Here is a 22,054-nt window from a genome sequence, read left to right on the forward strand (position 1 = left end):
ATGCCCACACTTGGATTTTACATCCTCTCTTACCAACCACCGGACCCCGTTTTCTTAAAACTTCTGGCACGGTTGCGTGAGATTCCGGGGGCTGTCATTGCGGTGCATCACGATTATGAGCAAAGCGATTTTCCAACGGAGGTAATTGAGCAATATCAACTACAGATGGTACCCCAAAGCCGACGAACCTATTGGAGTCATCTGAATAACGTCCTGGCGACTTTTGACGTCTTAAAGGTGTTGTACGAACACCCTAACCACGTAGATTGGTTTGTGGCATTAACGCCAGGATGCTATCCAATAAAAAAAGCGGAGGAAATCGTTCAGTTTTTTGCCGAGGCCAAAGAAGATTACTACCTCGATATACGCGAAGTAACTTATAAGCAACCCAAAATTGAATTAGATAAGTGGATTGCAGATGGGCTTTACAAAGAAGAGATGTTGAAAATACCTTTCCTTTCAAAGAAAGGACATTTCTACTGGCGCAGTATCTACAAAGAGCGCGCTCAAGAGCAACTTCCGTTTAACGATAAGTTTAAGCTTTACCACGGGTCAAATTGGATGATGATGAACCGAAAGGTAGTGGAAAAACTATGGGAGGATTCTCCTTACCACCATGCGTTAGTAAACTTTTATCAAAAGCACATTCATGGGGAAGACCAGCACCCATGTCCACAAGAAGTGATCATTCCGAGCCTGATCGGCAATCTAAAAGAAGTAAACGGCATTGTCACAGAAAATTATCGCTACATCGACTGGAAAGAGGCAAGCGACTGGCATCCGAATACATTAACCATACGGCACTGGGAGGCCTTGAAGACATCAGACGCTTTATGGGCAAGAAAATTTAACTTTCCGGAGAGCACCGAGTTGCTGGAAAAAATAGACGACGAACTTTTATCATGAAAAATATTGCTGTTATCGGAGGCGGCATTTCTGGCATTTCGGTTGCGCGCATGCTACAAAGCAAGCATACTGTAACAGTATTTGAGCGGGAATCTAGCATCGGAGGCCTGATCAAATGCGAACGTGTTGATGGTAATCTATACCATAAAGTAGGCGGACATGTGTTCAACTCTAAAAATCCTGACGTTACGCGGTGGTTTTGGCAACACTTCGATCAGGAAACTGAATTTGTAAAAGCACGCCGAAAAGCTGGAATCCTGTTTGGAGACTTTACGGTCGATTATCCGATCGAAAACCATTTGTACCAATTACCTGAAGAGTGGGGAAGGCAGGTTTTGCAAGAGTTGGTAACCATTAACAGACAGGAAAAGAAAGCGCCCTTCGAATATGCTCATTTTGAAGAATTTCTGCGGGCAAACTTTGGGCAAACATTGTATCGCCTGTACTTTGAGCCTTATAACAAGAAGATATGGAGGTTTGACTTGAATAAAGTAGCCATGGACTGGCTTGAAGGCAAGCTGCCCATGCCTGAGCTGAACGAAATTCTGATGGCAAACATCTTCCGAGCGGAAGAAAGCGAGATGGTCCATTCGACATTCTTCTATGCTAAAAATGGGGGATCGCAATTCATCATCGATCGTCTAGCGCAAGGATTACAGATTGAAACGAACTTCAACGTCACCCAAATTCGCAAAGAACAGGCGAAGTTTGTCATTAATGAGTATGCTGCTCTGTTCGATTGTGTCATTTTCTGCGGAGATGTGCGCCAACTTAGCACTATGTATGTGTCTTCTGTTCCTGGCTTAGAAGAAGCGTTTGCGTCCGTGGCGCCCCTCCGTTCCAATGGAACATCGAATGTGTTTTGCGAGTGCGATCCGTCACCTTGGTCGTGGCTTTACCTACCAGATCCTACTCTAAAAGCGCATAGAATCATTTATACTGGCAATTTAAGTGAGACAAACAATGCTGGTACGGAAAGACTAACCTGTGTGGTTGAGTTCTCGGGAAAACACAGCAACGAGGAAATGCAGCGTGAGCTCAAACGGTTACCAGGCAACTTACACCCCTTGGCCTACAACTATGAACCTAACTCGTATGTCATTCAAGAGAAAGGAACGCGTCAGGCAATCGAATCGGTGAAATCGACGTGCGAAGCGGCAGGTTTATTTTTGTTAGGGCGCTTTGCCGAATGGGAATACTATAACATGGACAAGGCCATGGAGGCAGCCATGGATCTCGCAGAGGCACATTTTGGCGTGAACCATATATGAGTACGCTTCTTGATTGATTTTGCTAAGAGAAGAGCCATTGTACATCGCTAACAGACTACTTGAGATGAAGTATGATTTCTTATAACCCTTCTCTACCGCTGATCTCTGTCCATGTACCCAAATGTGGTGGTACAAGTTTAGATCAGGTACTGGAAGGGTGGTTTTCTGCCACTCATCTTTATGACCCCAACAAGCACCCTCGGTTGTATCCTTACATCAGTGGTAATGTCTATCTGCAGTTACGGCGCTTCCTCAACATAGGCTACCATCGACATTACCGTATGGATTTATTTCAAGCCGATCCGATAAAAATTGATTTGGAGAATACCTATGGGTTGCTTTTAAATAAGCGTATCCCAGTTTGCATTCACGGCCATTTTAATAACGAAAAAGGCTATGGCGTTTGGGATTACTACCCTACTGCAAAACAGTTTATCACGGTATTGCGCGATCCGCTTGAGATGGCACTTTCTATGTACTTCTACATTAACCAGAACTTTGCAAAAGACGGACTCATTTACTTTGATCAGAATCGGGCCGATCCTCGTCCGCAGCAGAGTTTGAATGGATTTATCAGCGGGCATAAAATCAACATACAAAAGTACTTCCCTATGGAATTAAACGTAGGGAATCTGCAGAAGCAATTGAATACGTACTTTATCCATGCCGGGGTTATAGAGCATCTTCAAACCTATCTGGATGGGCTTGCTGAAAAATTAGGAAAGAAAAAAGTAGAAGTTCCTGTATTAAATGCGGCAAAGCGTAGCTATGAGCCGAGCAAAGATGCCATTGATCGTTTCAAAGACAAAAATAAGCTGGAGTACGCTTTTTATGAGAAAGTCGCGGAGATCAATGCCTGACCCACCATCCCTATTCCTCTCAATTCACGTCACAGTCCCATGCCTTCTTTTACTTTAGTTTCTACGGTTTTTAACGAAAGCCAGCGCTTAGCTCAGTCGATTGAAGACTTGGAGAACCAGTCAGTTGCTCCGGCAGAGATCGTGATTACCGATGCTGGTTCAAAGGACGGCACGTATGAGCAGCTTCTGGAATGGGCCAGTCGGAGTAAGTCGACCGTCAAAATCCTGCAAAAAGTAGGATGTAACGTGGCGGAGGGGCGCAACCTGGCAATACAAGAAGCCACGCAGGATATAATTGTTTCGACAGATTTTGGTTGCCGGTTTGATGCTGAATGGCTGGCATCCCTGACAACGCCTTTTCATGATCCGGAGGTGCAGGTAGTGGGCGGAAACTATACTGTACTCGAAAAAGATCAGAAAACGCTTGCTGCCAAAGCAGCCTATGTGCTTTCCGGTGGATATCAATACCACCTTGACGATACCTTTATCCCTTCTTCGCGTTCCATTGCTTACCGGAAAGACGTATGGCGGCGCATAGGTGGGTACCCGGAATGGTTAACCCTGGCTGCTGACGATCTTGTCTTTGGGAAGCTGATTCGTCAGGAAGGTATCTCCATCTACTTAGTTCAGGAAGCACACGTGTATTGGGGAAGACATACCACCCTTCCAGCATACGGAAAAGAAGCGTTCCGGTATGGACTAGGGGATGGGGAGGCTAGAGTAAACCAGCGAAGTTTTGTGTCGAACTCGGTCGAGACTCTATTGCGCTATGGACTGTTGCTAGCCGCTCTGGATGCCGGTCGCTCGCTCGTGATGAACCAAACACTCAAGAGGCGACATGCGGCGATAATACCCCTGCTGTCGGGGCTGCGTTCGTACCGCTACGCGTACAAAAACTGGTCGCGTTTTCGCAAGCAGGGCTATTCGGCGGAAGTGCTCGCTACGATGCTCAGAATGATTGAGACCACCCGGTACAATTACATAAAAGGGTACCTTCGTGGCTATCTGGGGAGTTCAGCTTTGCAGAAAGAAGAAGCCCGTAAGTTGCAGAAACGCCTTTCATGAGAGTTATTATTTACGAATCCAGTTCTTTTGGAGGATGTTTCCACTACGCGCTTAGTCTACATCAGGCGTACCAAGCCGATGAAAGAATCGAAAGTGTGCATTTGCTAGTACCACATGGAACGGAATACCAGGCTCCAGGTGTGCTGTCCCTCTTGAGCAACGACCAGCCTTCTACACAAAACTCATTAGGAAGAAAATGGACATTCGTATGGCGCCAGTTGGCAAGTCCGGTGCGGCTGTATTTGTATCTGCGACGCCAGCCCTCTTCTATCGTTATCATCAACGATTTTGAGCAATTGACAGCCCCTCTCTGGGTACCTCTGCTAAGACGTTTGAAACGTCGTCACCAGTTTGTGCTTGTTTTGCATGACCCTGATCGAGACGCGTATCCTCCTTCGGTAGTGTATGCAGGATTTACGATGCGCTTGATCGTCTCCCTGATGGACTTGGTGCTGTATCATGAGTACTTGCCCGACAAACCGTATTACAAAGTGCCGGAAGCAACGCGTTTCGTAAGCATTCCCCACGGGATCTATTCTCCGCACGAACCGGATCAGCACTTGCTGGAAAACATTACCCAAAGGGCAGAGGCTAGAAACGTAATTTCCATCATAGGCAATATCAGGCAAGAAAAGAATTATGACGTAGCGATCCAGGCATTGAAATTCTTGCCCGATGTTCAACTTCTGATTGCTGGCAATGCCGCTCATTCGGGAGTAGATGTTGAAGCACTTCGTACCATGGCCGTTGAGCACGGAGTGGCAGATCAGGTGATCTGGATTGAGCGTTACCTGACAGACGAAGAGATGGCGGCGGCAATTATAAAAAGTGATGTGATTCTGCTGTACTACCGCAGTTCGTTTGCATCGCAAAGCGGTATCTTGAATCTGATTGCCCCATTCCGAAAGCCAGTCATCATTGCCGATAGCCAGAGTAGTTTGGCGCAGGTGGCCCGCACTTATGGCTTAGGAAAGTTAGTGGCGCCGGATCAGCTGCCAGCGCTGGTTAGCGCTATTCAGGAGGTACTCACTACGCCTGAAGTAGCGCAACAGGGTTGGCCTGCATACACTGCATACGCCTCGTGGCAGACGCACGTAGATAACGTACTAGATGCGCTAACATGAATTTATTACTAGGCTCCCTCCTGAATTTCCTGTATAACGAGCTGTTGACCCACGTGCCTTGGCATGGACTGCGAAAAACATTCTTACGGATCTTCAATAAAAAAATTCACCCCACGGCGGTAGTGCTGATGCACACGCGGATTTTGAATTTCTGGAAGATCGAAATCGGCCCCCGTGCTATTATCAATCAGCGCTGTTTACTGGATTGCCGTCGGCATCAAATTCGTATCGAAGAAGATGTGGACATTGGGCCTTATACCAAGATCTGGACGGAGGGGCACGACCCCGATTCCGAGGCTCATGCCCTGCGTGGCGGAGACGTAGTACTGAAAGATCATGTTTGGGTTGCTTCGGGCGTAACCATCTTGCCAGGTGTAACCCTGGAGCGAGGTGCGGTGGTAGCAGCGGCGTCTGTGGTTACTAAAAACGTAGGAACCTTGGAAATTGTAGGCGGAAATCCGGCGAAATTGATCCGCATGCGGCACAATCCCTTGCATTATCAGATTAATTACCGACCTATTTTGGAGTAAGCGGCATGAAAGAACGTACCGTAATCCTAGCACATGCTGGAAAGCAGCACAGTTACCAAGTCGCCAAAGCCTTGCTTGAATTGGAGTGCCTGGAAAAGTTTTACACAAGCTCTTACGTTAGTTCAGCTCTGTGGCAGCGGTATTTTTTACAGACCCGAAATACGTACTTTTCACGCCGGTTTTTGCCTGGATTAAGCGGAAAAAGAGTAGACGCAAACTGGCGGTTTGAAGTAAAAGAAGTACTACTGAGGAAGGCATTCGGTAAGTCGAAACGGGTGCAGGAGGCTGTCTACGCCCGCGATGTCGCCTTTGATCAATACGTAGCGCGGCAGCTGCGCCGTCAGCCGGGCGAGATTTACTGGGGTTTCCAGGGGAGTTGTTATGCAAGTTTGCAAGCCGCTCGCGCGGAAGGAAAGATCACCCTCTGTGAGCTGGCAACTGCGCACGTAACGGCGGCGAAGCGTATTTTAGGAGAAGAAGCGCGCTTGCATCCTGAGTGGGCCGATAGCATCGATAATCTGGAGTTCCCGGCCTCGTATGAGAAACGCCTGGAAGAAGAGCCTCTGTGTGCAGACTGGACAATAGCCGCTTCGGACTTTACGCGCCGCTCGCTGTTGGAAGCAGGCGTTCCTGCCGATCGAATCTTGGTTTTGCCGTTAGGGTTCGATCCCACTCGCATTCCCTTTCATCCTAAAAAAGAATCTGATCCGGCAGCTCCGCTGAAGTTATTGTATGCCGGAACCGTAACGCAACGGAAGGGCGTAAAATATTTGCTGGAAGCGATGCAAGGGATCGCTGCGAAGGAAGTGGAGCTACATGTAATCGGAGGAATTCAGGGGAGTGGCAAGGCCTTCAGGCAATACGAACGCGTATATACGTATCATCCTCCCGTCGCACAGGAAACACTCTTTGAGGCATACGGCCAATATGACGCGCTCGTCTTGCCTACCATTTTCGAAGGGTTTGGGCTTGTGATTGTGGAAGCTTTGGCCGCAGGTCTGCCAGTCATCACAACCAGCCATTCTACGGGAGAAGCACTTATCAAAAATGGCGATAATGGCTACCTGGTCCCGATTCGAGATGTATCCGCTTTGCGTACGGCCATCGAAGCGCTAAAAGAAAAAAAAGCAACGGGTGCTTATCTGGCGATGCGTGCTAACGCACGTCAAAGTGTAGAAGAGTATAGTTGGCTACAATACCAAAGCAGGCTCGAAGCTTTGCTGAAGACCATTAGCTAGGTGGAGGAAAGGATAACGTACTGTAGCGAATAACGAGCAATAGATGGGAGTAGTCGACTTTCTTATCATCGGAGCGCCCAAGAGTGGCACTACCTCGCTGTATAATTACCTGAAGCAGCATCCAGGAGTGTTCCTGCCTGAGCTAAAGGAGCCCAAATACTTTGCGTTAAAAGACGTAGATTTAACATCGCTTACGGGTAATCCGGTGGCCATTGACCAGATACGTCATTCTACGGTAACCACATGGACCGATTATCAATCTCTTTTCGAAGGTGCACAAGCGCAGCAGTTGAGAGGAGAAGCTTCTCCCATTTACTTTCATAACGCTCAGGCCCCTACCAACATCAAGGCACTTGTGCCGGAGGTGAAGCTCATCGTCATTTTGCGCGACCCGGTAAGTGCTGTGTACTCAGATTGGCTACATAACATAAATGAAGGATTTGAAGACATCTATGATTTGCATAAAGCCCTGACTGCATGGTCGAGTTATAGAGAAACTAATAAATATATTCCTTACTTGGACTACCTGACGAAGCGCTATTACGGCCGCCACCTGCAACGGTATTATACCCTGTTCCCCAAAGAACAAGTGCTGGTGCTCTTTTACGAGGATCTGTTGCAAGACGCTAGCCTCGTCATGAACCAGGTAACGGACTTTCTGGGACTAAGCCAACACAACCTTTCGTATACGCAAGTTCACATGAAAGGTCGGGGGAAACCCGTTTTTACTACTTTACACCGTTGGGGCAAAATGCTGCACCACCAGTCGTCAAGCGTGGTAAATAACCGGTACACGAGACGGTTGGTGGTAGAGATCGATAAGATCAATCGCAAAAAGGCGTTGCTCTCAAGAGAGGAACGGATGTATCTTGAAAGCTTGTTTCAAGATGACATTCGGCTATTAGAAGAGTTGACGCAAAGGAATCTGACCCATTGGCGCTCAGGAAATGAAAGACGGTAACAGCTTTATATCAAGGGAGGGAGGGGAGTATGCCTATTGAGGTTGTAGAGTTTTTGGTAACGTCTTTACTGGTGCTTTCTGGATTGTACTTTTTCAGAAAGAACGACGAGTTTCTGATATTACTTGCCCTGTTCTTACTGAATACGGGGCTTTATCGCTACGAAGTAGTTCAGTCAGGAGTCGTGAATTGGGTGCGGGTTGCGTACAGCACAGGCGTTGATTTTTTCACCATGACCGACGAACTGGCGTTGGAAGCACTTAACCTTTTTTTATTGGGAACAGCCGTTATGATGGCCTCCTACGCTTTTTTTCGAAAGCAATTAAGGCCGCTGCGTGCCGTAGACTCAGAAGAGCTTTTTAAGGGTTTTATAAAGAAGAAGAAAAATCTGATCATTGGGTTGTTTGTGTTTTTTCTGGTCGCCAACTCTTTTGCTAGAGGTGCCATCCGCGGGGCTATTGCCTATGGCAATAGCTATGCACTGCTGTTCGGGATGGCCATTGGCGGGATTATTCTCTTGATGTACCTGGTTTTCAAAAACATGACCTTCAAGCGGGCGGGTTTGTCAAAGCTGGTATTTGGAGCGCTGATTGTGTTCGCCGCTACTATGTCGTATGGAACGAGTGGGAGGTTTAAGTTTCTTTCGTGGGCCATCGGCATTGGAATCTTGGTGGTGAAAGACATGAAGCCGTGGAAAAAGGTCCAATTATATGCCGCGGGAGGGTTTGGTCTGATTGTCTTGTTTGCATTAGCCGGCGTGGCGCGAATGCAAAGCGTGGAAAATATGACGACCAGCGAGAAGGTTTCCGTGGCGCTTGACCGATTTAGCGCGGGAGAGGACCAAAACATGCTGGATGGGTTCATGATGGTGCTGCAAGTATATCCTGAATTGCTGAATTACCATTATGGTACCGAACACCTGGAGATTCTGGCGCGCCCTATCCCCAGGTCATTGTGGCCCGATAAGCCCGTGGGAGGGTATGCCAATAAGTTAGGATTGAATGACAATATGGGAGGGGCAACCGTGGGGATTTCTCAGACCATTTATGGGTCGTTTTTTGGGGAAGGGGGCATTCCGGGTATCATCATCTTTTCGATTCTGTACGGATGGCTTTTTGCGCGCCTTTTCCGCTATGCGGAGCGTTACCGGTCCGATATGCGCTGGCTGATCAAAGGCATGGTGTTGGCATCGGCGGTGCCTTTGCTACGAGGAGGCGATTTGCCAGGAATCTATGCGTTCATCGGTATGAGTTTCTGGCCGGTGTTTATTCTAATCTACCAGTACAACCAACACCTGAAAAAGCTTGAGCGCCGCAGAAAAAGAGCGCTACGGCAGGCGGCGACGACCACTGCGCCCGCGGAAGTAGTACTCTCCTGAGGCAGGATGATACACCACAAGTTTCTTCAGGCATTTTGTACTTTTGAAGGTGCCCTTCCAGAACATACTTCGGCGACTCAAGCGAGAGACTTCCTCCGGCAATTACCTGCCTGAAGTAGACGGCTTGCGCTTCCTGGCCATCGCCATGGTGCTGTTTTTTCACATGTACTGGTACTTCGTAGTCAGGCATGTGGGTACGTACGCAGATGCATTGTCAGATTACCCCTGGCTTAGCCGGGTGATGGTAAACGGACGGCAGGGGGTTGAGCTGTTTTTTGTGATTAGCGGATTCATTCTTGCTCTGCCTTTTGCGGGCCATTATTTGAAGCAAAAGCGCAACGTCGCGCTAAAGCAGTATTTTCTGCGCCGGGTAACGCGCCTGGAGCCTCCCTATCTGCTGGCGCTGGTGATTCTATTCCTGGCCTCCATCGCGGTGGGTAAATACACGTTTGCAGAGCTATTCCCAAGTCTGCTAGCTTCAGTCGTGTATCTGCACAACATCATTTTTCAGCAGTATCCGCTAGTGACCGTCATCGCTTGGTCGTTGGAAGTCGAAGTCCAGTTTTACATACTGGCGCCCTTGCTGGCAACAGTTTTTGCCCTGCCACCCTGGGGACGGCGTCTGGCTCTGCTGACGGGTATCCTCGGAATGCCGCTCTTGCAGGCAGCGGTGTCTTTACCTTTTGTATCGCTTTACAATTTCCTGCAATTCTTTCTAACGGGCTTTCTGCTGGCGGATGTGTACCTGACCGAGCGTGTGCAACTACCGAATCGCGGGTGGAGCATAGTAGGGGGGAGCCTACTGCTCTTTTCCATTCTTTGGTTGGACATGCACGCGAGCTTGTGGCAAAAAAGTGTTTACCCATTAGCGATTGGCTCGTTCTTCTTTCTGGTGTTTGCGGTCCCGTTTTGGCGTAAATTGTTCAGCCGCCAAGTGCTGGCCGTTATCGGGGGAATGTGTTACTCCATCTACCTCTGGCATTACGCGCTGATTTCGCTCTTTGGACCCTTGCTGCTGAAAAAGCAGATAACCGCCTATTTTCTGACGGATTTCTTCCTTTACACGCTGCTGCAACTGATTCCCATCTTGGTGTTTAGTAGCCTGTACTTTTACCTGATCGAAAAGCCCTGCATGCGTCGTGACTGGTACAAGCACCTCTGGTTCTGGAAATCGCAGGCCTATCCGGTCAACAAGTGATAACAGGCAAGGTCATGCAAAAAATCATCTTGTGGAGCTCGCTTGCGTTAAACCTCTGCGCCTTGCTGGCGGTGGTTGTGCTGAGTGCGCGCTTTAGCCTGTGGGATAAGTTTATCTACTACGGCCGGTCGTTGCCCCGGCAGCCGGTCTGGCAGGAGGAAGTGCGTAAGCATCAGGCGTATGCGCAATTGCATCGCCAGCCCGTCCGCATCGTGATGGTCGGAAACTCGCTGGTGCACGGAGGCGAGTGGGCCGAATTGTTGCAACGATCAGACGTAGTCAACCGGGGCATCAGCGGCGACGTTACGCGGGGCATCCTCGATCGGCTGGAGCCGGTCCTGGCGTTGAAGCCACGCTACGTCTGCATCATGGCCGGGATCAACGACCTGAGTGCTCGCCGTTCGGTGGCTGACGTATTTGCGATCTACCGGCAGATCATCGAAACTTGCCGTGCCGAGGGGATCAACCCCATTCTGATGTCTACGCTCTATACGCGCATGCCCGACTACCTGAACCAGGAGGTGGCGGCGTTAAATCAGGCGTTGCAACGCTATGCGCAACAAGAAAATATCGCCTACCTGGATCTAAACCCGATACTAGCGCCAGAGGGGCGTCTTCAACTGGCCTATACGTACGATGGCGTGCACCTCACGGCAGAAGGTTATCTTCGTTGGGCCGAAGCATTACGTACGCTGTTGCAAACCCTCGCCCCCCTATAGCTCATTAGCCTGTTTGTCTATGTCCCTAACCCCGTCTGAAGAACATGTTTTGTTGGTCTGGAATCGCATTGGCGACTATCACCGGGCGCGGTGGCAGGCCCTAGCCCAGCAACTTGGAACCGACCGGGTATTTGGGGCAGATCTGGGCGCGGCCGATCTCCTGTACAAGTGGGAGAGTACGGATCAGACGCAGGCTACCTACGTGCTTCTGTCCGAGCAACCGGTCGACCAGGCGGATCTTCTCACGCGCATAAAGCGGTTTCGACGCGTGGTGCAGGAACGCCGGATTACCACCGTCTGTCTGTCGGGATACGGGCAGGTGGAGTACCGTATCTTCATCGCCATTGCCCGCCGCATGGGCTGTCGTGTGATTCTCTTCGCCGAATCGTGGTACGGAACTAATCCGTGGGTGAACCGAATCAAACGTTTCTTTTTCCGACGTTGGGTCGATGGCTGGCTGGTGTCGGGTGTGCGGGCTCAGGCACATTTTGTGAACCGACTAGGCATTGATCCCACCCGGATCAGGACGGGTTATAGTGTCGTGGACAACCATCATTTCGCGCAAGGGAATAAAGCGAAAGACAGCTCCCTGCCTACCTTATTGTGCGTAGCGCGGTTCAGTGAAGAAAAGAACCTGACCGCCCTTCTTAAGGCCTTTCGCAAATCGCGACTTATCGATCAGTGGCGTTTGCAGCTTGTGGGAGGTGGTCCGCAGCAGAAGGAGCTGGAAACGCTTGCCACTCATCCACACACCCAACTGCACGGTTGGGTAGCATATGCGCAACTGCCCGACCTCTATGCCCAGGCCGATGCGTTCGTTCTGCCGAGTGTGTTTGAACCCTGGGGCTTGGTGGTGAACGAAGCGATGGCGGCGGGTTTGCCGGTGCTGGTGTCAGAACAGTGCGGCTGTGCCCCCGATCTGGTATCGTCCGAAAATGGGTGGGTGTTTGATGCCGAAAAAGAGGAAACATTGGTAGCAGTGCTGAACCAACTGGCCGAGGTTTCGGTCGAAAGCCTGCGCGCCCGGGGCAAACGTTCGCAAGAAATCATTCAGCATTTTACACCTGACACCTGGGCGTCGGCCATTGTCGCGTTGTTGCAGGAGAATCCTTCGGTTACTGATGTGAAGATTCCCGTGCAGCAAGCGCGGTAATCCGGGCAATTGGTAACTTGCCCCTCATGACACTCGCACGCGTCATCAACCTGGTCGATAATGTGACGCCGGTCAACACCGGCATCTGGCAGGCCGCCATTGCAACGGCACCGCGCCTGAAAGCGCACTACGGTGTGACGTCGGAACTGTGGTTCCCGGATCGTGATGCCTTCGAACCCGAGCAGTTCCCGGATACCACCGCCGTTCCACTCGCCTCACTCCAAACAAAACACGCGTTGCCGACCGCTCAGGCGCGCGGTGCTACGCCCACCGACACGCTGGTCGTTTCGCACGGCAACTGGCATTTTCCGACGCGTTGGGGGGCTGCCTTGCGCCAGGCCGGATACGCCTGGGTATACGTGCCGCACGGCATGCTAGAGCCCTGGAGCCTGCGGCAGAAACGACTGAAGAAGTGGGTGTATTACCGATTGTTTGAAGAACGGATGCTGCGGCAGGCCGATGCGGTGCGGGCGGTGGGGGGACCCGAACGCGATAATCTGTTGCGGCGGTTTCCGCACGTGCATTTGATTCCAAATGGCGTGCCCAAACTGGACGGCGTTTCATTGCAAAAGCCCGCGCGGCGGACGGTGCTGTTCATGGCACGATTGCATCATAAAAAAGGCGTGGTGCCGCTGGTCGAAGCCTGGTTGCAATCTCCGTTGCACAATCATCCGGACTACCGCCTGGTGGTAGCCGGGCCGGACGACGGCGAACTGCCTCGGATAAAGGCGCTACTCCCGCCCTCGGACGAAACGAACATCGAATACGTGGGGGCGGTATTTGGCGAAGCCAAACAACGACTGTTGCAGGAGAGTCAGTTTTTTGCATTGCCCTCGTATAGCGAAGGCTTCCCGACTACCGTTCCGGAAGTGATGCAACACGGGCTGATTCCCCTCATCAGTAAGGGCTGCAACTTTCCGGAGGTATTTGCCGTCGGGCTGGTCATTCCGGCAGAACCCGCGGTGGCATCGATCGGACAGGCACTTCATCGTTTACCGGAAATTAGCGAAGAAAGGCGCGAAGTGTGGGCGAAGCAGGCACGCGATTTTGTGTGGCAGCATTACACGCTCCAGGAAATTGCCGCCCAGCAGATGGCGCTTTACACACGGCTCTTAACGAAAAACTGAAAACGCCCTCCCTGTGGACGTTTCCCTTCAAGATTTGTGGGTACCGATCCTGACGCATCTCGTCAACTTCGGCGTTAGCGTGTGGGTCGTGCACGAAAAGGGGGGATTGCGCGCAAATCTTCCTTATAGTCTGGTATTGGGGTTATATTTTGTTTTCACATTCTACACACCTGTTGTCAACGTCTGGGCCGGCAACCTGACGTTGTACGGTCATGCATTCGGCGCGTATGTAGAGTCTGGACTCTTGCTGTACAGCATGGGCGTCGCCGCCTTTTCGTTAGGATATTTGTTACTTCCTGCTCCTGCCCGCAGGCCGCTGAAGTCGCGCTGGTCGGCCGCTTGGGTCCAACAAAAATTGCCGATGCTGTGGGGTATTTTTGCTGGAGTAATCTTTGTTAACTTGCTGATTTTAGGTGTCTTGTCGAATCGGTGGTCACTGACGCTGCTGTTTTACGCCGGCGGCTATTCGCCCTATTTGGAGGCCTGCACCGATTCACTGATCACGCTCTTCACGCTGGCGCTTGTGTGTCGAGTGCGCCTCCGGTGGCTTGTAGTGGCTGGCGTGTTGCTGTTCGGATTATTCATGCTGGCCGGATGGCGCTACCGTATTGTGATGCTTCTCATTATAGTCGGGGGATGGTGGCTGATGCAGGCGCGGGTCTCGCCCCGCTTCTGGACAAAAGCCGTATTGGGGACCGTACTGGCAGGCATCGTCGTGATGTGGATTACCTTGAATCGTGCGGTGATCGTCCACGGCTGGTACGAAGCCATCACGTTTGACCTGACGCAGTTCGACGAGTCTGAAATTCGGTACCAGACCAACAATTCGCAGGCATTCTTTTCGGTACTGGAATACCTGGACCGTCCTGACGTTTCGTTCGACTACGGACGCACCATGTTTGGCTTTATTCTGGTGCGTCCGTTGCCTGCATTTTTGTTTCCGGAGGGCCAAAAGCCCGACCCGCCCGCGCTGACGCTCCTCCACCAGGCATTTGCGCCTACCGACGAGCGCGTCACGGCGGCGCTGACCAACCTTGGCGAATGGTACGTGGCCTTCGGGTTGCCGGGAGTGGTGCTGGGAATGATGGCGTTCGGTTGTTTGCTGAGCCGGTTTCCTCCGCCCCGTATGGCCAGGGCTTCCACCTCGGACGTGGCCCCCATGCCTGAACAACGTCCTGCGGCGCCGGTGTTGCACCAGACCCTATATCTGTTGCTGACCGCCTGGCTGTTTCAGTACGTTACCCGGGGATATTTGCCGCAGCATGTGGAACTGGCCGTTTACCTGATGCTCCCTTTAGGAGCCCTGGCGTGGTGGGCCCGGCGCGAAGCCAAACGATAGATCACTGCATCTTGGACCTTTCTTCTACCTTTGCCGTATGGCGGAAGTTGACCTGAGCCGATACAATAACGATTGGTACTCGCCCGGGGCGCCCCGGTGGAAACAACTCGTGTGGTTTTTAACGAACGCGCTGTTTTTTATCAATCCACTCAATCCGCTCAGTGGCCTGAAAGTAGCGTTACTGCGCCTGTTCGGAGCGCAGATCGGCGAAGGCGTGATGATCAAGCCCGGGGTAAACATCAAATATCCTTGGTTCCTGACCATCGGAAACCACGTCTGGATTGGGGAAAACGTCTGGATCGATAACCTGACCCACGTCACCATAGACGACCACGCGTGTTTGTCGCAAGGGGCCATGCTGCTCACCGGAAGCCATGACTACAAACAGATTACATTTGACTTGAAAGTAAGCGGCATCACCCTGCGGCGCGGCGTCTGGATCGGAGCCAAGGCGTTGGTCTGTCCCGGCGTCACTGCCGAAACCCATAGCGTGCTGGCTGCTAGCTCCGTCGCTACCACCGATCTGGCTCCCTATATGGTGTACCAGGGCAACCCGGCCGTAGCCAAACGCCCGCGAGACGTGCAAAGCCAAATTCTAGAACGCCGCTGAACGCCGATCGGCTCATCCTATGAAGGTATCCATCATTACTGTAGTGTATAACGGTGCTTCTACAATCCGGCAAACCCTGGAGTCGGTGCTGTCGCAACGTGGGGTCGATCTGGAATACATTCTGATCGATGGTGCCTCGACCGATGGCACAACGGAAATTCTCCAGAGCTACCGGCACCGCATCGACACCCTGGTGTCCGAACCCGACGGGGGCCTGTACGACGCCATGAACAAAGGACTGGCGTTGGCGACGGGCGAATACATCGGGACGCTGAACGCCGACGACTTCTATCCCGGCGAGGACATCCTGCAAAACGTGGTGCGAAAGCTGGAGGCGACCGGTGCGGATAGTTTATACGGCGACTTAAAATACGTGGACCAGGAAAACACGGCCAAAGTGGTGCGAAACTGGCAAGCGGGTCTGTTCCGTCACGATTCGTTCCTGTACGGATGGATGCCACCGCATCCTACTTTCTTTGCCAGAAAACAAGTCTACGAACGGTGGGGGGGATTTCGCACCGAACTGCGTACCGCTGCCGACTATGAGCTGATGCTCCGGCTGTTGTACAAGCATCGTATCTCGACGTGCTACCTGCCGCAGACGCTGGTGCACATGCGTACCGGGGGCGTTAGTAATCAGACGGTAACGGCTCGCTGGCGTGCCAACCGGGAAGATCGCCGCGCGTGGGACATGAACGCACTCCGGCCGCGGCCGTATACCTTGCTGCTCAAGCCGTTGCGGAAGGTCGTGCAGTTTTTGGAACGGTAACTCGGTAAAGTGATACATTTGAGGTTGGTAGTCGGCGTTTGGCCTTCGGCAGGGCTTGCGGATTTCCTCCGGTGAAGGGAGAGCCTGCCGACACCTTTATGCAAACTTTGATAACGTAGTAAGCTTTGATACCGCAACTGTGGCATAAGTGGATAGTACTGGTCACCATCGTGCTATTGGTCATCTTTTTGTACAAAGAGTACATCCGCCCGGCCCTGACGTTCTTTCTGGCGGTGATTCTGCTGATGATCGTGGGCGTACTGACGCCCGGCGAAATTCTGGCCGGACTTTCCAACGAACCGATCGCAACCATCATCCTTCTGATCATTTTAACGGCGGTGTTGCGCAGGAACTACAGCATTGAGCTGATGTTCGATTCGCTGTTCCGAAGGGCGCGCTCGGTGCGGTCGTTTCTGTTGCAGATGATGGTGACGGTCGCTTCGCTTTCCTCCATCCTGAACAACACCCCCATTGTCGCCGTCATGACGCCCTACGTTTACCAGTGGGGCAAGCGGCGCAGCATTGCTCCGTCAAAGCTGCTCATGCCGCTTTCGTTCGCTACGATGCTCGGCGGAATGATTACGCTCATCGGGACCTCTACCAACCTGGTGCTGAATGGATTTCTGAGCCAAAGCCAGGAAACGCTGTTGGAATTCAAGGATTTTTTGCCCTTGGGGGTATTGGTAACGGTCGTAGGAATACTCTACCTGATCACACTGGGCTACAAACTGTTGCCGGAAAACCGCGACGCCCTGGATGCGCTAAAAGCCAATACGCGCGAATACGTGGTTGAAACGCAGATCATCAACGGTTCGACGCTGGTTGGCAAAACGGTGAGCGGCGCCGGCCTGCGGAATTTGCGTGGGATTTACCTGGTGGAGATTGCCCGCGGTGGGCGCACCATTTCGCCCGTCTCGCCCGAAGAGCTGCTCTATCATCAGGATGTACTGTATTTCGCGGGCAATACCGAAACGGTGGTCGATCTGATCAACGAAGACAACGGGTTGGTGTTGCCGCCTCAGGCAACGTCCGATTTGATTCCGGGCGGCGCGCTGGAAATTGTCGAGGCCGTAATTCCTGCGAATTCGTCATTGGCAGGGCGTACGGTGAAAGAGGCCGATTTCCGCCAACGCTACAAAGCCGCCATTGTGGCCATTCACCGAAACGGCGAGAAAGTGCGGGGGAAAATCGGAAACATGCGCCTTCAGGCGGGTGACCTACTGCTGTTGTCGGTGGGCCGGGAGTTCCGGCGCAACATGAACCAGATGCGCGAATTGTACGTGATTTCACGGTTCAGCAATCCCCGACAGCGCCGCAAGAACCGCTACCGCCGGCTGTTTCCGCCGGCTGCCATTGCGCTGATTGGCTGCATCGGTATGGGGTGGATCAAATTGTTTCCGGCCCTGCTGATCCTGCTGAGTATCGCGTTTCTACTCAAAATGGCGAAGATCGACGACGTGAAGAAGGAAATCGATTTTAGCATGGTGGCCATCCTGGTGCTTTCACTAGCCTTGGGGAACGCTTTGTTAAAGACAGGAGGCGCCGATCTGGTGGCCCGATCGTTCATTGCTGTCGCCAATCCGCTGGGGACCATCGGCATCGTGACGGGGCTGTTCATACTAACCACAATCCTGACGTCGTTCGTGACCAACGTGGCGGCGGTTTCCATCGCCTTCCCCATTGCCTATTCCCTGAGCCGCGATTTGGGTCTGCCTCCCACCGCGCTGTACTTGACCATTGCGTTTGCGGCTTCGTGCGCGTTTCTGACCCCCATCGGGTACCAAACCAACCTGATGGTTTACGGGCCGGGCGGCTATACCTTTCGCGATTTCTTCCGGGTTGGCCTGCCGTTGGTACTGATCTATGCCTTGACGTGCATCTTGTATATAATTATCCGATATCAATTTATCTGAGCTATCTTTGACCTGTCGGTGACTTGGATCGGAAGTCTTTTTCTTTTGTATGAATCCCAATATCATTCCTCATCAGCACGCCATCCAGAAGGCAGACCGCCATCGGTTGGCAGAGCATCGTTCGTTTATCCTCTGGTTTACAGGGCTATCCGGGTCGGGTAAGTCCACACTGGCCAACCGCCTGGAACAAAAGCTGTACAAAGACGGCTGCCGGACGTACATCCTGGACGGTGACAACATCCGGACCGGACTTTGCAAAGATTTAACCTTTTCGGAAGAGGACCGGAAAGAAAACATCCGCCGCATTGGCGAAGTAGCGAAACTGATGGTCGATGCGGGCGTAATTGTACTTTCTGCCTTTATCTCGCCGTTTCGGGAAGACCGTCAACTGGTACGCGATCTGGTAAATAAAGGAGAATTTGTAGAAATTTTTGTAAATTGCCCATTGGAAGTTTGCGAACAGCGCGACGTGAAAGGGTTGTACCAGAAAGCACGTCGCGGAGAAATTCGTAACTTTACGGGAATTGATTCTCCATTCGAACCACCCCTGTCGCCTGACATCGAAATACGGAGCAACGAACAGTCGCTCGACGACTCGGTTGACCAACTCTACAGAGCAATCTTACCGTTTCTCAAACCATCTGCTGAGTAATTGTTGTTTTAGACCTAAGTCTAGCAAGTCTATATAGTAAACTAATAATAGTTTAAGCCTAAAGTAGTGACAGTATGCTGAGTTACTATATCAATCACCTGAAAGAACTGGAATCGGAGTCGATCTACGTGATTCGGGAAGTGGCAGCCCAATTTGAGCGGCCTGCCCTATTATTTTCTGGAGGTAAAGACTCCATCGTAATGACGCACCTGGCCTGGAAAGCCTTCTATCCGGCGCGCATTCCGTTTCCGCTCATTCACATCGACACCGGCCACAACTTTCCGGAAACGATTGCGTTTCGCGACCGGCTCGTAGAGCGCCTGGGCGCAAACCTGATTGTAGGATCGGTGCAAGAATCGATCGATCAGGGACGGGCCCGCGAAGAGAAAGGCTACAACGCCAGCCGGAACGCTTTGCAAACGGTGACCCTTCTGGACACGCTCGAGAAACACAAGATAGACGCGGCCATGGGCGGTGCTCGTCGCGACGAAGAGAAGGCGCGCGCCAAAGAACGTTTCTTCTCACATCGGGATGAGTTCGGACAATGGGACCCCAAGAATCAGCGGGCAGAACTCTGGAACCTGTTCAACGGGCGTAAGCACATGGGCGAACACTTCCGGGTGTTCCCGATTTCGAACTGGACGGAAATGGACGTGTGGCAATACATCCACATGGAGAAAATCGAAATTCCTGAAATCTACTTTACCCACGAGCGCGAGTGCATCGTGCGCGACAATCAGATCCTGGCACATTCTGACTTCCTGAACCTGCGGGATACAGAGCAGCCGCAACGCATGACGGTTCGTTTCCGGACGATCGGCGACATGACGTGTACCGGCGCGGTTGAGTCGGTGGCATCCAATCTGGAGGAAATCATCGCCGAAGTGGCCACAGCCCGGACGACGGAACGTGGAACGCGCGCCGACGACAAGCGTTCGGAAACCGCCATGGAAGACCGTAAACGCGCGGGTTACTTTTAGTCTGACAGGGCAGGGGACACCTTGCCCGGCTATTCTGTAGAATTCACTGATAATTAAGATTCTGATGCCAAAAGCGAAAGATTATTTAGATATGGAGCTGCTGCGGTTTACGACCGCCGGTAGTGTAGACGACGGAAAAAGTACGCTGATCGGTCGTTTGTTCTACGACAGCAAGGCGATTATGGACGACCAGTACGAAGCCGTTCAGACCAGCAGCAAGCAAAAAGGACTGGGGCATGTCGACCTCTCGCTGTTGACCGATGGCCTGAAGGCCGAACGCGAGCAGGGCATTACCATCGACGTGGCCTACCGCTATTTTGCCACACCGCGTCGTAAGTTCATCATTGCCGACACGCCAGGGCACATCCAGTACACCCGCAACATGGTTACCGGTGCCTCAACGGCCAACATGGCGCTGTTGCTGGTTGATGCGCGGAACGGCGTTGTGGAGCAGACTTGCCGCCACTCGTTCATCGCCTCGTTGCTGCGGATTCCCCACATGGTTATCTGTATTAACAAGATGGACTTGGTGGATTACAGCGAAGACCGGTACGAAGAGATCGTCGAGGATTACAAAAAGTTTGCGGCCAAGCTTGACGTAAAAGACATCCGCTTCATTCCGATCAGCGCCCTGAACGGGGACAACGTGGTGGATCACTCCTCCAACATGCCCTGGTACAAAGGCCCTACGCTGTTGTATCTGCTGGAGAACGTCCACATCAGCAACGACTACAACCACATCGACTGCCGCTTTCCGGTGCAGTACGTGGTGCGCCCGCATTCTGACGAGTACCACGACTACCGAGGCTATGCAGGCCGGATCGTCAGTGGCGTTTACAAGCCGGGCGACGAGGTCATCGCACTTCCTTCCGGATTTACGTCCCGCATCAAGGCCATCGACACAACCGACGGGCCGCTGAAAGAAGCGTTTGCGCCCATGTCGGTAACCATGACCCTGGAAGACGACATCGACATCAGCCGCGGCGATATGATCGTCCGTGTGAACAACCAGCCGCAATCCGGACAAGACCTGGAGGTAATGCTCTGCTGGTTGAACAACCGGGCGCCTCAGCCGGGTGCCAAGTACTACCTGCAGCACACGACGCGCGAAGCCCGGTGTGTGATTAAAGAGATCCTCTACAAAGTGGACATCAATACGTTGCACCGACTGGAAGAGGACAAAAACATCGGCATGAACGACATCGCACGCGTGCGGTTGCGTACCACCGTGCCGCTGTTCTACGATTCTTACCGGAAGAACCGCGCGACCGGAAGCCTCATCCTGATCGACGAGGCAACCAACGAAACCGTCGCAGCAGGCATGATTATCTAAACAAAGTTGGCGTTGAAGCGGAATGCTTCGACGCACCTGTTATTTGTAAAGGCAGTAAGTGGCGTTGGTCGCGTGTTTGTACGTAACCAGCGCCACTGTGTACATGGCCCCTTTAACCCGAAATTGGAGTGAAGCAACTACTGGAAATCGCAAAGCAGGCCGCCCTGGAAGGCGGTGCTGCCATCATCGAAGTGTACGAAGGTGCTGACTTCGGCATCGAAACAAAAGGCGACCAGTCGCCCCTGACCAAAGCCGATCGGCTGGCCCACAAAAAAATTGTCAGCCATCTGGAACCTACGGGCATTCCGATCCTGAGTGAGGAAGGCAAGGCCATTCCTTACGAAGAGCGGAAGCAATGGACACAGTTCTGGCTGGTAGATCCGCTGGATGGCACCAAAGAATTTATCAAGCGTAACGGTGAGTTCACCGTCAACATCGCCCTGATTGAGCACGGAAAACCTGTGTTAGGCGTTGTCTACACGCCGGTACTGGGCAACCTCTATTGGGGCATAGTCGGTGAGGGAGCCTTCATGGCCGACCGCAAGGGCAATACAAAACCCCTGACCTGTCCGTCGACAGACCTGACGCAAACCGGCATTCGGGTCGTAGCTTCGCGCTCCCACTTGAACGACGAAACCCAAGCCTTCATTGATGGACTCAAGGAACCCCAGCTCGTCAGCATGGGCAGTTCACTGAAATTCCTGATGCTGGCCGAGGGCAAAGCCGACGTGTATCCCCGGTTTGCCCCTACCATGGAGTGGGACACCGGCGCTGCCCAAGCCGTAGTAGAAGCCGCTGGCGGAGAAGTGTTGCGCCACCCGGAAAATACTCCCCTGGAGTATAACAAAGAAAACCTGCTGAACCCTTACTTCTGGGTACGGGGCAAGTAAATTACGATAGTACAGCCGAGGAAACCGAGCCCATCACCTG

The 22,054-nt window shown here is 52.1% G+C and carries 21 protein-coding genes; all 21 read left to right on the forward strand.

The features are described 5' to 3' along the window. Positions 1 to 906 (forward strand): beta-1,6-N-acetylglucosaminyltransferase, encoded by a 906-nt coding sequence (locus BLR44_RS17080; protein ID WP_176956086.1) that lies wholly within the window; start codon positions 1 to 3, stop codon positions 904 to 906. Continuing rightward, complete coding sequence (locus BLR44_RS17085) at positions 903 to 2,177, forward strand: protoporphyrinogen/coproporphyrinogen oxidase (RefSeq protein WP_089684219.1); 1,275 nt, start codon at positions 903 to 905, stop codon at positions 2,175 to 2,177. The genes BLR44_RS17080 and BLR44_RS17085 overlap by 4 nt, the downstream gene beginning before the upstream one ends. A 71-nt stretch (positions 2,178 to 2,248) precedes the next feature. Beyond that, positions 2,249 to 3,037 (forward strand): hypothetical protein, encoded by a 789-nt coding sequence (locus BLR44_RS17090; RefSeq protein ID WP_218127110.1) that lies wholly within the window; start codon positions 2,249 to 2,251, stop codon positions 3,035 to 3,037. Between the two features lie 39 nt (positions 3,038 to 3,076). After that, positions 3,077 to 4,102: a glycosyltransferase gene (locus BLR44_RS17095; RefSeq protein WP_089684222.1), complete on the forward strand. Its 1,026-nt coding sequence runs from the start codon at positions 3,077 to 3,079 to the stop codon at positions 4,100 to 4,102. Beyond that, positions 4,099 to 5,226: a glycosyltransferase gene (locus BLR44_RS17100; protein ID WP_089684224.1), complete on the forward strand. Its 1,128-nt coding sequence runs from the start codon at positions 4,099 to 4,101 to the stop codon at positions 5,224 to 5,226. The genes BLR44_RS17095 and BLR44_RS17100 overlap by 4 nt, the downstream gene beginning before the upstream one ends. Further along, positions 5,223 to 5,756: an acyltransferase gene (locus tag BLR44_RS17105; RefSeq protein WP_089684226.1), complete on the forward strand. Its 534-nt coding sequence runs from the start codon at positions 5,223 to 5,225 to the stop codon at positions 5,754 to 5,756. Before BLR44_RS17100 ends, BLR44_RS17105 begins: the two co-directional genes overlap by 4 nt. A 5-nt stretch (positions 5,757 to 5,761) precedes the next feature. Further along, on the forward strand, positions 5,762 to 6,994 hold the full coding sequence (locus BLR44_RS17110; protein ID WP_089684228.1) for a glycosyltransferase family 4 protein: 1,233 nt from the start codon (positions 5,762 to 5,764) through the stop codon (positions 6,992 to 6,994). 43 nt (positions 6,995 to 7,037) lie between these two features. Then, a complete protein-coding gene (locus BLR44_RS17115; RefSeq protein ID WP_089684230.1) occupies positions 7,038 to 7,955 on the forward strand; it encodes a sulfotransferase family protein in 918 nt (305 codons plus the stop codon). Positions 7,956 to 7,984: 29 nt separating this feature from the next. Then, positions 7,985 to 9,331, forward strand: coding sequence for an oligosaccharide repeat unit polymerase (locus BLR44_RS17120; RefSeq protein ID WP_089684232.1), 1,347 nt, complete (start codon positions 7,985 to 7,987; stop codon positions 9,329 to 9,331). 49 nt (positions 9,332 to 9,380) lie between these two features. After that, positions 9,381 to 10,529: an acyltransferase family protein gene (locus BLR44_RS17125; protein WP_143017347.1), complete on the forward strand. Its 1,149-nt coding sequence runs from the start codon at positions 9,381 to 9,383 to the stop codon at positions 10,527 to 10,529. Positions 10,530 to 10,543: 14 nt separating this feature from the next. Beyond that, on the forward strand, positions 10,544 to 11,248 hold the full coding sequence (locus tag BLR44_RS17130; protein ID WP_089684236.1) for a GDSL-type esterase/lipase family protein: 705 nt from the start codon (positions 10,544 to 10,546) through the stop codon (positions 11,246 to 11,248). A 19-nt stretch (positions 11,249 to 11,267) separates the two neighbouring features. Further along, positions 11,268 to 12,401 (forward strand): glycosyltransferase family 4 protein, encoded by a 1,134-nt coding sequence (locus BLR44_RS17135; RefSeq protein ID WP_176956087.1) that lies wholly within the window; start codon positions 11,268 to 11,270, stop codon positions 12,399 to 12,401. A gap of 26 nt (positions 12,402 to 12,427) precedes the next feature. Further along, complete coding sequence (locus BLR44_RS17140; RefSeq protein WP_089684241.1) at positions 12,428 to 13,528, forward strand: glycosyltransferase; 1,101 nt, start codon at positions 12,428 to 12,430, stop codon at positions 13,526 to 13,528. Between the two features lie 13 nt (positions 13,529 to 13,541). Further along, complete coding sequence (locus BLR44_RS17145) at positions 13,542 to 14,867, forward strand: O-antigen polymerase (protein WP_143017348.1); 1,326 nt, start codon at positions 13,542 to 13,544, stop codon at positions 14,865 to 14,867. Positions 14,868 to 14,904: 37 nt separating this feature from the next. After that, positions 14,905 to 15,477, forward strand: a complete 573-nt coding sequence (locus BLR44_RS17150; protein ID WP_089684245.1) for a putative colanic acid biosynthesis acetyltransferase — start codon at positions 14,905 to 14,907, stop codon at positions 15,475 to 15,477. 19 nt (positions 15,478 to 15,496) lie between these two features. Then, positions 15,497 to 16,246, forward strand: coding sequence for a glycosyltransferase family 2 protein (locus tag BLR44_RS17155; protein ID WP_089684247.1), 750 nt, complete (start codon positions 15,497 to 15,499; stop codon positions 16,244 to 16,246). Positions 16,247 to 16,371: 125 nt separating this feature from the next. Further along, the gene (locus BLR44_RS17160) at positions 16,372 to 18,159 is read left to right on the forward strand and encodes an SLC13 family permease (RefSeq protein WP_089684250.1); all 1,788 of its coding nucleotides are present in this window, start codon (positions 16,372 to 16,374) and stop codon (positions 18,157 to 18,159) included. A 49-nt stretch (positions 18,160 to 18,208) separates the two neighbouring features. Beyond that, the gene (gene cysC / locus BLR44_RS17165; RefSeq protein WP_089684251.1) at positions 18,209 to 18,811 is read left to right on the forward strand and encodes an adenylyl-sulfate kinase; all 603 of its coding nucleotides are present in this window, start codon (positions 18,209 to 18,211) and stop codon (positions 18,809 to 18,811) included. A 74-nt stretch (positions 18,812 to 18,885) separates the two neighbouring features. Continuing rightward, a complete protein-coding gene (gene cysD, locus BLR44_RS17170) occupies positions 18,886 to 19,791 on the forward strand; it encodes a sulfate adenylyltransferase subunit CysD (protein ID WP_089684253.1) in 906 nt (301 codons plus the stop codon). 64 nt (positions 19,792 to 19,855) lie between these two features. Then, positions 19,856 to 21,124: a sulfate adenylyltransferase subunit CysN gene (gene cysN, locus BLR44_RS17175; protein WP_089684255.1), complete on the forward strand. Its 1,269-nt coding sequence runs from the start codon at positions 19,856 to 19,858 to the stop codon at positions 21,122 to 21,124. Positions 21,125 to 21,252: 128 nt separating this feature from the next. After that, positions 21,253 to 22,014: a 3'(2'),5'-bisphosphate nucleotidase CysQ gene (cysQ, locus tag BLR44_RS17180; protein ID WP_317042798.1), complete on the forward strand. Its 762-nt coding sequence runs from the start codon at positions 21,253 to 21,255 to the stop codon at positions 22,012 to 22,014. Positions 22,015 to 22,054 lie beyond the last annotated feature (40 nt).

Origin of the sequence: Catalinimonas alkaloidigena, from assembly GCF_900100765.1 — a bacterium.
Taxonomy (GTDB): domain Bacteria; phylum Bacteroidota; class Bacteroidia; order Cytophagales; family Flexibacteraceae; genus Mooreia; species Mooreia alkaloidigena.

Excerpts from the sequence above, each read along its gene's own strand:
- BLR44_RS17155 (WP_089684247.1), top strand. The coding sequence starts at position 15,497 with ATGAAGGTATCCATCATTACTGTAGTGTATAACGGTGCTTCTACAATC.
- BLR44_RS17080 (WP_176956086.1), top strand. The coding sequence starts at position 1 with ATGCCCACACTTGGATTTTACATCCTCTCTTACCAACCACCGGACCCC.
- BLR44_RS17095 (WP_089684222.1), top strand. The coding sequence starts at position 3,077 with ATGCCTTCTTTTACTTTAGTTTCTACGGTTTTTAACGAAAGCCAGCGC.
- BLR44_RS17105 (WP_089684226.1), top strand. The coding sequence starts at position 5,223 with ATGAATTTATTACTAGGCTCCCTCCTGAATTTCCTGTATAACGAGCTG.
- cysD (WP_089684253.1), top strand. The coding sequence starts at position 18,886 with ATGCTGAGTTACTATATCAATCACCTGAAAGAACTGGAATCGGAGTCG.
- BLR44_RS17085 (WP_089684219.1), top strand. The coding sequence starts at position 903 with ATGAAAAATATTGCTGTTATCGGAGGCGGCATTTCTGGCATTTCGGTT.
- cysC (WP_089684251.1), top strand. The coding sequence starts at position 18,209 with ATGAATCCCAATATCATTCCTCATCAGCACGCCATCCAGAAGGCAGAC.
- BLR44_RS17150 (WP_089684245.1), top strand. The coding sequence starts at position 14,905 with ATGGCGGAAGTTGACCTGAGCCGATACAATAACGATTGGTACTCGCCC.
- BLR44_RS17110 (WP_089684228.1), top strand. The coding sequence starts at position 5,762 with ATGAAAGAACGTACCGTAATCCTAGCACATGCTGGAAAGCAGCACAGT.
- BLR44_RS17140 (WP_089684241.1), top strand. The coding sequence starts at position 12,428 with ATGACACTCGCACGCGTCATCAACCTGGTCGATAATGTGACGCCGGTC.
- BLR44_RS17130 (WP_089684236.1), top strand. The coding sequence starts at position 10,544 with ATGCAAAAAATCATCTTGTGGAGCTCGCTTGCGTTAAACCTCTGCGCC.
- cysN (WP_089684255.1), top strand. The coding sequence starts at position 19,856 with ATGCCAAAAGCGAAAGATTATTTAGATATGGAGCTGCTGCGGTTTACG.
- BLR44_RS17115 (WP_089684230.1), top strand. The coding sequence starts at position 7,038 with ATGGGAGTAGTCGACTTTCTTATCATCGGAGCGCCCAAGAGTGGCACT.
- BLR44_RS17135 (WP_176956087.1), top strand. The coding sequence starts at position 11,268 with ATGTCCCTAACCCCGTCTGAAGAACATGTTTTGTTGGTCTGGAATCGC.
- BLR44_RS17090 (WP_218127110.1), top strand. The coding sequence starts at position 2,249 with ATGATTTCTTATAACCCTTCTCTACCGCTGATCTCTGTCCATGTACCC.
- BLR44_RS17100 (WP_089684224.1), top strand. The coding sequence starts at position 4,099 with ATGAGAGTTATTATTTACGAATCCAGTTCTTTTGGAGGATGTTTCCAC.
- BLR44_RS17120 (WP_089684232.1), top strand. The coding sequence starts at position 7,985 with ATGCCTATTGAGGTTGTAGAGTTTTTGGTAACGTCTTTACTGGTGCTT.